Genomic DNA, 5,470 nt, shown 5'->3' with positions numbered 1-5,470 from the left:
GGGGCGGGGCCGGGGTGGTGGGGTGTGCGGCGGCGAGGGATCGGGGTGCGGCGGCGCGCGTGGCGGGGGCGTGTGGGGTGGCCGGGGGGGTGGAGGGTGATGGTGCCCCATGGGGATCGCGCCGGTGCGCGCGTCATGGGCGGTCGGCCCTGACGGATGCGGCGGGTACTGGGGCTGGGGACGGGCCGCGCGTGGCGGAGGCGGCGGCACCGGCTGCTGCTCGACCCGGGTCGGCGGCGGCGCGGACCAGCTGCGCGCCTGGGGCGCGCCGGGCTCCGGTGTCCACTTGCGCTTGCTCTTGCGGCCGCGCTCCTTGCCCGACCGGCCGGAACGCGTGCCGTCGGGTCCAGAGTTCGAGCCGAAGATTCCCACCAGTCAATCCTGCCTTACGCGGGACCCGCTCCGCGCGTTCACCACTGCTTTCTAGGTCACGGGGACGAACTTCACCCGGAACATCTTGGGCCAGAGCTTGCCGGTGATGAGGAATTCGCCGGTCCCGGGCACCGCCGCGATGCCGTTGAGGACGTCGGCGGAACCGCGTTCCCCGGAAGTAAGGAGCCCCGACGCGTCGATCTCGCCGGTGACCCGCCCGGTCGCGGCGTCGATCCGCAGGATCCGGTCGGTCTGCCAGACGTTCGCGTACACCGAGTCCCCGACGCATTCCAGCTCGTTCAGCTGGTCGCGCCCGACGTCGACGCCGCCCGTCGGCGCGAAGGTCGCCGGGTCGCGGAAGGTCAGCCTCGACGAGCCGTCGCTCATCACCAGCCTGCCGTCGTGGTGGCAGAGGCCCCAGCCCTCACCGGTGTAGTTCACGCGCCTGAGCTCGGCCAGTGTCTTGGCGTCGCGTTCGATCGCGACGCCGTCCTGCCAGGTGATCTGCCAGGCCGTCGGCCCGAGCACGGTGATGCCCTCGCCGAACAGCCCCGGCAACTCCTGCCGCACCGACGGCGCCGCGCCCGCGGGCCCGGCCCGCATCGATGACTTCCCGACCAGGCCGGTGCCCTCGTACAGCGTCTCGCCGGAGAACTCGAGGCCTTGGGTGAAGGCGGCCGGGTCGTGCGGCAGCGTCGAGAGCACCTGCACCTTGAGTTTCTCCGGAGCGGGCGTCGCGGCGTCGCTTCCCGGCGCGGCGGCGCAGCCACCGAGGACGGCGGCCAGCAGGAGCGAGGTGGTCATCAGCGTGCGCACGCGGACAGCCTGACACGGACCGCGATATCGCGTGCGGCAGAATGGGGGCATGACCCTGCTGTTGACCCTGGACGACGGCTCTATCCAGCGCAAACTCGCCGAGGCGGTCGATCTGGCCCGCGCGGCGGTGCTGGAGGACGCCGGTGCCGAACAGGTCGGCGCGCACGTCGGCGTGGACTCCGAGGACGCGGTTTCCGCGAGCCATCTGTTCGAGGCGACCGTGACGGGTTATCGCGGTTGGCGCTGGTCGGTGACGGTGGCGCTCGCCGGTGAGGACGAGCCGATCACGGTCAGCGAGGTCGTGCTCATCCCGGGGCCGGACGCGCGGGTCGCGCCGGCGTGGGTGCCGTGGGACCGCCGCGTCCAGGCGGGCGACCTCGGCGTCGGTGACATCTTCCCGGTGGAGAAGGACGACCCGCGGCTCGCCCCGGCGTACCTGGAGTCCGACGATCCCGCGGTCGAAGCGGTCGCCAAGGAGACCGGCCTCGGCCGGGTCCACGTGCTGTCGCGGCACGGCAGGCTCGACGCCGCCGCCCGCTGGCACGGTGGCGAGTTCGGCCCGCGTTCGGACATGGCGCGCAGCGCGCCGGACGTCTGCGGGAGCTGTGGGTTCTTCGTGTCGCTCGCCGGGTCGCTCAGCGCGGCCTTCGGCGCGTGCACCAATGACATCTCCCCGGCGGACGGCCACGTCGTCGACGTCGAGTACGGCTGCGGCGCGCACTCCGAGATCGAGGTCGAGGTGACCTCGTCGGTGCCGGTGGCGGAACTGGTCTACGACGACTCGCTGATCGACTTCGAGCCCGCGCCCGAGGCGCCGGCCGAGCCCGTCGAGGCCGAAGCCGTCGAGGCCGCTTCGGAGGAGCCCAAGACCGAAGCCGCCGAAGCCGTCGTGGCCGAGACCGCCGAGCCTGCCGAAGCCACGGTCGTCGACGAGTCCGAGGCCCCGGTGGCCGAGGTGCCGGAGACCGCCGAGGTCCAGCCGGAGGTCGAGCCCGAGACCGCCGACGAGGCACAGGCCGAAGCCGAAAGCGCCAGTGAGCACTGACCCGTTCGGCACCGAGCGGTTACGCGCCGCCGTCCTGCGCGCGTGGGCGGATTCGCCGACGCGGTTCACCGAAGACACCAACACCGAGAACGATCTCCGCGTCGGTGGTTACCGGGACAGGCTGTTCGTCGAGCTGGCGCAGAACGCCGCCGACGCCGCGCTGGCGGCCGGTGAGCGCGGCAGGCTCCGAGTGTCCGTTGTGGACGGTGAACTGAGGTTCGCCAACACGGGCGCGCCGTTGGACGCCCGCGGCGTCGAATCCCTTGCCTCCCTTCGTGCTTCCGGCAAGGGCGAGGAGACCGTCGGCCGGTTCGGCGTCGGGTTCGCCGCCGTGCTCACGGTTTCCGCCGAACCGCGGATCGTCTCGGCGACCGGCGGGGTCGCGTTCTCCGCGGAACGCACGCGAACCGCGGCCGACCGCGCCGGTGACGTTCCCGTGCTCCGGCTGCCCTGGCCGGTTTCGGACGACGAACCTCCCGTACCCGAAGGCTTCGCCACCGAGGTCCGGCTTCCGCTGCGCGAGGGCGTCGACGTCCCCGCGCTGCTGGCGGATCTGAAGAACGACATCGGCGACCTCCTGCTTACCCTGTCCTGGCTGGAAAGCATCGAGGTCGAAGGCGGTGCCTGGCGCCGCACCGACCTCGGCGACGGTGTCGTCGAGCTTTCGTCCCCGGACGGTTCCGCCGACCACTGGCAGGTCCATCGCGGCGACGTCGTCTGGGCTGTCCCGCTGGACGCGTCCGGTTCGCCGAAGCCGCTCGGGGACGACGTCCTGCACGCGCCGACACCCACCGACGACGAACTTTCCCTGCCGGCGAGGCTGATCGCGACGCTGCCGATCGAGCCGTCCCGCCGCCGCGCGCTGCCGGGGCCGGAGCTGACGGCGGCGCTGAAGAACGCCGCGCGAGAGTACGTCGCTCTCGTCTGTTCCTTGCCCGCCAAGGAACGCCTGACGCTCGTGCCCGGCGCGTCCTTCCCGCGTTCCACTGTGGACGGAACGCTGCGGGAAGCCATTCTGGAGAACCTCGCGGATCTGCCCTGGCTCCCGGCGCAGGAAGGCGACGACCTGCCGGGCCGCCGCGCGCGGGTGCTCTCGGTCGACGTGCCGGGTCTCGCGCCGCTGCTGGCCGATCTCGTGCCCGGCCTGGTCTCTCTGTCTGGTGTGGACCTTCGCGCCGTCGGTGCGCAGTCGCTCGAACCCGCCGAGGCCATCGAGCTGCTGACCGGCGCCCAGCGCGAACCTTCCTGGTGGCACTCGCTTTACGACGTGCTGCTCCCGGCGCTCGAAGCGCACGACCTCACCAAGGACGACCTCGGCGCCTTGCCGGTACCGATGTCGGACGGCCGCACCCTGCCCGGCGTGCGCGACGCGCTGCTCGTCGGCGGCTCGGCGGAACTGCTCGAACTGCTGTCCGATGTGGACATCATCGGACTGCGGCTCGTCCATCCGGTCGCGGCGCATCCGTTGCTGGAACGCTTGGGCGCCAAGCACGCCGAGGCGAGCGACCTGCTCGAAGCCGACGCGCTGAGCGCCGCCGTCGAGCGCAGTGTCGAAGACGTCCGGTCCGGTTTGGACGGTATGGCGCTCGCGGGCGCGGTGCTCCGCCTGATCGCCGAGGTCGGCGACGAAGCCCCCGAATGGGCCGGTGCGCTGGCCCTGCCGAGCGAGGACGGCTGGCGGCGCGCGGACGAACTCGTCCTGCCGACGTCGCCGCTGGGCGACATCTTCGACCCCGAGGTGTTCGAGGAAGACGGCGCCTTGTCCGTGCTGGACGAGGAGTTCGCCGAGGACTGGCCGGTCGCCACGCTCGTCGCCGTCGGCGTGCTCGATTCCTTCGCCGTCATCACCGACGACGAACCGCTGGAGCCCGAGCACGGACTGCCCGACGAACACGACTGGTGGGACTCGCGGGAGCGCCCGCCGTCACGGGTGCTCGCCGTGCGCGACCTCGACCTCGTCGGCGACGACGCCTGGCCGGAAGCGCTGCGGTTGCTCGCGGCGCGCCCCGAGACCTGGCGTGCCCTCACCGAACCCGGCGGGCACACCGGCTGGTGGCTGGCGCGTTACGCGCTGCTGGACGGGCACGTGCCGCTCGACTGGCGCATGCCGGAAGCGGCGACGCTGGCCGGGCTCTACGACGTCGTCCCGGATTCGGGGCTGAGCAAGGAGATCTTGCTCGCCGCCGGAGTCCGGACGGAGCTGGGATCGGACGCCGAAGACGTCGAAGATCTCTTGGACCGGCTGGGCGACCCCGAGCGCAAGGTGAGCCCGGGGCTCGCGTCCCGCGCGCACGCGGCGCTCGCGGAGTACACAGTGGACGTTCCGGCACCGGAACGGGTCCGGGCCGCGGACGGTTCGGCCGTCGACGCCCGCGACGCCGTCGTGCTCGACGTGCCGTGGTTCGCCGCCGTCCTGACACCGGAGCGGATGGTCGTCTCGGCGAGCGGCGCCGTCGCGCTGGCGGAGCTGCTGGACCTGCCGGTGGCGAGCGGTCTCGACGCCAAGGTCACCGAAGACGGCGAGTACGTGCCGTGGACGGAGCTTTCCGCGCTCCGGCTGGCCGCCGATCAACTGGGCGTCGAACTGCACGACGGCGGCGTGCTGCTGCACGAGTCGCTGACGGTGACTTTCGAGGACGCGGAGCACGACGTCGCCTGGTGGTCCGACGGCAGGCTGCACGCCGCCGACACCCCGGAAGGCCTCGGGCGTGCCTTCGCCTGGGCCACGGACCGATGGGCCGACCGGCACATCCTCACAGCCCTGCTCGAAGACCCCTCACCCTCGGCGCTCCTGAACTGACGCGTTTCGTCCTCTGAATGCGGTAGTTGCACACGCAAGTACCGCATTCAGAGGACGAAATGCGGGCTCCTGAAGTCGCTGAGCGCTCTTAAAGTCGCTGGGCGCTCTTCGAGCCGCGCCGGGCGGCGGCGCGCTGCCAGGCGATGATCGCGAGGCCGATGAAGCCGAGCACGAGGCCGGAGAACGCCGTCTGCACCCAGATGCCGTCGGTCACAAAGAACAGGACCACGGTCGCGACGGCCCAGAGCGCGGTACCTACGATCACGACCGGCGTCAGGTCGGTCAGCCGCTTCGGCAGCTCCGGCGTTGGCCGCAATGAACCGTTTACTTCCCCGGAATTGATCGATTCGCCCACGTGGGGAAGGGTACCCGGCAACGGGCGAAGGGTGGTACGCGATGGCGGAGCAGCGCACCCGGTCCACACTGGACCGGTTCTT

General features: G+C 71.8%; 5 protein-coding genes. 3 read left to right on the top strand and 2 right to left on the bottom strand.

Annotated elements, in window-relative coordinates; all coding sequences use genetic code 11:
• The first annotated feature begins 109 nt into the window (after window positions 1-109).
• Window positions 110-427 carry a hypothetical protein gene (locus CFP71_RS45480; protein WP_167406476.1) on the top strand — a complete coding sequence of 106 codons (318 nt, stop codon included), beginning with the start codon at window positions 110-112 and terminating at the stop codon, window positions 425-427.
• Here CFP71_RS45480 and CFP71_RS41685 read toward each other — a convergent pair.
• Window positions 424-1,188 carry a glutaminyl-peptide cyclotransferase gene (locus CFP71_RS41685; RefSeq protein ID WP_093939381.1) on the bottom strand — a complete coding sequence of 255 codons (765 nt, stop codon included), beginning with the start codon at window positions 1,186-1,188 and terminating at the stop codon, window positions 424-426. The genes CFP71_RS45480 and CFP71_RS41685 overlap by 4 nt on opposite strands.
• A 49-nt stretch (window positions 1,189-1,237) precedes the next feature.
• Here CFP71_RS41685 and CFP71_RS41680 point away from each other — a divergent pair, with 49 nt between their 5' ends.
• Together CFP71_RS41680 and CFP71_RS41675 are read left to right on the top strand one after the other, a co-directional pair.
• Window positions 1,238-2,233, top strand: coding sequence for a DUF3027 domain-containing protein (locus tag CFP71_RS41680; protein ID WP_093939380.1), 996 nt, complete (start codon window positions 1,238-1,240; stop codon window positions 2,231-2,233).
• Entirely contained in the window at window positions 2,223-5,033 is a 2,811-nt protein-coding gene (locus tag CFP71_RS41675) for a sacsin N-terminal ATP-binding-like domain-containing protein (protein WP_093939379.1), read from the top strand. The genes CFP71_RS41680 and CFP71_RS41675 overlap by 11 nt, the downstream gene beginning before the upstream one ends.
• 88 nt (window positions 5,034-5,121) lie before the next feature.
• Here CFP71_RS41675 and CFP71_RS41670 read toward each other — a convergent pair whose 3' ends face one another.
• On the bottom strand, window positions 5,122-5,349 hold the full coding sequence (locus CFP71_RS41670) for a DUF2530 domain-containing protein (protein WP_039917556.1): 228 nt from the start codon (window positions 5,347-5,349) through the stop codon (window positions 5,122-5,124).
• Window positions 5,350-5,470: the final 121 nt, after the last annotated feature.

Source organism: Amycolatopsis thailandensis, from assembly GCF_002234405.1.
GTDB classification, from domain to species: domain Bacteria; phylum Actinomycetota; class Actinomycetes; order Mycobacteriales; family Pseudonocardiaceae; genus Amycolatopsis; species Amycolatopsis thailandensis.
Note: the sequence above shows the minus strand (reverse complement) of the source record. Positions and strands in the feature narration are given on the sequence as shown.